The sequence below is a fragment of the Planktothrix paucivesiculata PCC 9631 genome (assembly GCF_900009265.2).
Lineage (GTDB): Bacteria > Cyanobacteriota > Cyanobacteriia > Cyanobacteriales > Microcoleaceae > Planktothrix > Planktothrix paucivesiculata.
The window spans coordinates 1-2,991 of the sequence record NZ_LR734988.1; the positions used below are offsets into that span (position 1 = coordinate 1).

Genomic DNA, 2,991 nt, shown 5'->3' on the forward strand with positions numbered 1-2,991 from the left:
TGCTCAGTGTAGAGAGATGAAATGCAGTTCAGAAACACTGAAGATTGCAGAGAAACTGGAGTAGTAAATAAAAATGAGGTCAAGCCCTCGGTCTGTTAGTGTGTCTCGGCTACATCCATCGCTGGACTTCGACCTAACACCTATAAACGGGTGTTCTGCCCGTGACCTTACCCACAAAAAGTGGTGAGAGCAATCATCTTGAGGTGGGCTTCCCACTTAGATGCTTTCAGCGGTTATCCACTCCGCACATAGCTACCCTGCGTTTACCGTTGGCACGATAACAGGTACACCAGCGGTGCGTCCTTCCCGGTCCTCTCGTACTAGGGAAGGCTCCTCTCAATGCTCTTGCGCCTGCACCGGATATGGACCGAACTGTCTCACGACGTTCTGAACCCAGCTCACGTACCGCTTTAATGGGCGAACAGCCCAACCCTTGGGACGTACTTCCGCCCCAGGTTGCGATGAGCCGACATCGAGGTGCCAAACCTCCCCGTCGATGTGAACTCTTGGGGGAGATCAGCCTGTTATCCCTAGAGTAACTTTTATCCGTTGAGCGACGGCCTTTCCACACAGTACCGTCGGATCACTAAGGCCGTGTTTCCACCCTGTTCGACTTGTAGGTCTCACAGTCAAGCTCCCTTATGCCTTTACACTCTGCGAATGATTTCCAACCATTCTGAGGGAACCTTTGCGCGCCTCCGTTACCTTTTAGGAGGCGACCGCCCCAGTCAAACTGCCCCCCTGAAACTGTCTTCAACCCGGATTCACGGGTTAGAGTTAGAATTCTAGCTCTACTAGAGTGGTATCTCACCGATGGCTCCATCATCCCCACAAGGATGACTTCAAAGCCTCCCACCTATACTGCGCAAGCAAAGCCCGAACCCAATTCCAGGATACAGTAAAGCTTCATAGGGTCTTTCTGTCCAGGTGCAGGTAGTCCGTATCTTCACAGACAATTCTATTTCGCCGAGTCTCTCTCCGAGACAGTGCCCAGATCGTTACGCCTTTCGTGCGGGTCGGAACTTACCCGACAAGGAATTTCGCTACCTTAGGACCGTTATAGTTACGGCCGCCGTTCACCGGGGCTTCAGTCATCAGCTTTAGCTTGCGCCTGACCGACTTCCTTAACCTTCCGGCACTGGGCAGGCGTCAGCCCCCATACTTCCTCTTACGAGTTGGCGGAGACCTGTGTTTTTGGTAAACAGTCGCCTGGGCCTCTTCACTGCGGCTTACTTGCGTAAGCACTCCTTCTCCCGAAGTTACGGAGCCATTTTGCCGAGTTCCTTAGAGAGAGTTATCTCGCGCCCCTGAGTTTTCTCAACCTCCCTACCTGTGTCGGTTTCGGGTACAGGCGTTGGTAAATTAACGGTTTTAGGGCTTTTCTTGGAAGCTTGATGCTCTCTACTTCCCCTTCGTAAAGGGTCGGACTCCCGCCTTAGCTCAGTCTGTTTTCGCCAGACCTCAACACCTCGTACGGTTGCACCGGTAACCATCATCCGGCTAGCACACACCTTCTCCGTTCCCCTGACCAATTTACCCACGGTACGGGACTATTCGCCCGTTGTCCATCGACTACGCTCTTCAGCCTCGCCTTAGGCCCTGACTCACCCTCCGCGGACGAGCCGTGCGGAGGAACCCTTAGGGTTTCGGGGTGTAGGATTCTCACCTACATTTTCGCTACTCAAGCCGACATTCTCACTTCTGGTTCGTCCACACCTGCTTCCGCTAGTGCTTCTCCCTACGCCAGAACGCTCCCCTACCAATACAATAAATCATATTCCACAGCTTCGGTACACCACTTAGCCCCGTTCATTTTCGGCGCAGGAACGCTTGACCAGTGAGCTATTACGCACTCTTTTAAGGTTGGCTGCTTCTAGGCAAACCTCCTGGTTGTCACGGCATTCCCACCTCCTTTCTCACTTAGTGGTGATTTGGGGACCTTAGCTGGTGGTCTGGGCTGTTTCCCTCTTGACGATGGAGCTTATCCCCCACCGTCTGACTGGTTGCTCTTCCTCTGGGTATTCAGAGTTTGTCTCGATTTGGTACCGCTCTCGCAGCCCGCACCGAAACAGTGCTTTACCCCCCAGATTTTTCCGCAACCGCTGTGCCTCAACACATTTCGGGGAGAACCAGCTAGCTCCGGGTTCGATTGGCATTTCACCCCTAACCACACCTCATCCGCCGATTTTTCAACATCGGTCGGTTCGGACCTTCAATTGGTTTTACCCAAGCTTCATCCTGGACATGGTTAGATCACCCGGGTTCGGGTCTAAAAACAATGACGACTTCGCCCTCTTCAGACTCGCTTTCGCTTGGGCTGCGACATTTTCTGTCTTAACCTGCCATTGCCTTTAACTCGCCGGCTCATGCTTCAACAGGCACGCGGTCATCCGTTAAATCGGACTCCCACTGCTTGTAAGCTGACGGTTTCAGGTTCTATTTCACTCCCCTTCCGGGGTTCTTTTCACCTTTCCCTCACGGTACTGTTTCTCTATCGGTCACACAGGAGTATTTAGCCTTACCTCGTGGTCGAGGCGGATTCACACGGACTTTCACGGGCTCCGTGCTACTCGGGATTCAGCTAGGCTCTTTGAGTTTTCGACTACAGGACTTTCACCTTCTCTGGTGCAGGTTTCATCTGCTTTGTCTAACTCTCTAAGTCCAGTGTCGCTGTCCCACTACCCCAATCGGTAAACCGACTGGTTTAGGCTGTTTCCCTTTCGCTCACCACTACTCGGGAAATCGCTTTTGCTTTCTTTTCCTCGGGCTACTAAGATGTTTCAGTTCGCCCGGTTCGCTCATGCCCACCTATTTGATTCAGTGGGCTGTTTTTGGGTTGCCCCATTCGGACACCTCCGGCTCGTCGCTCGCTTCCAGCTCCCCGGAGTTTATCGTCGGTCGCCACGTCCTTCTTCGCCTCTGTGTGCCAAGGTTTCCACCGTCAGCCCTTTCTATCTTGACCACTTTCTCTTTTTTCGAGAATTTCTGTTC

1 rRNA gene is annotated in these 2,991 nt (G+C 52.8%); it reads right to left on the minus strand.

Going from position 1 to position 2,991, the window contains the following annotated elements:
• Positions 1 to 75: 75 nt before the first annotated feature.
• Positions 76 to 2,962, minus strand: a 23S ribosomal RNA gene (locus PL9631_RS27470).
• Positions 2,963 to 2,991 lie beyond the last annotated feature (29 nt).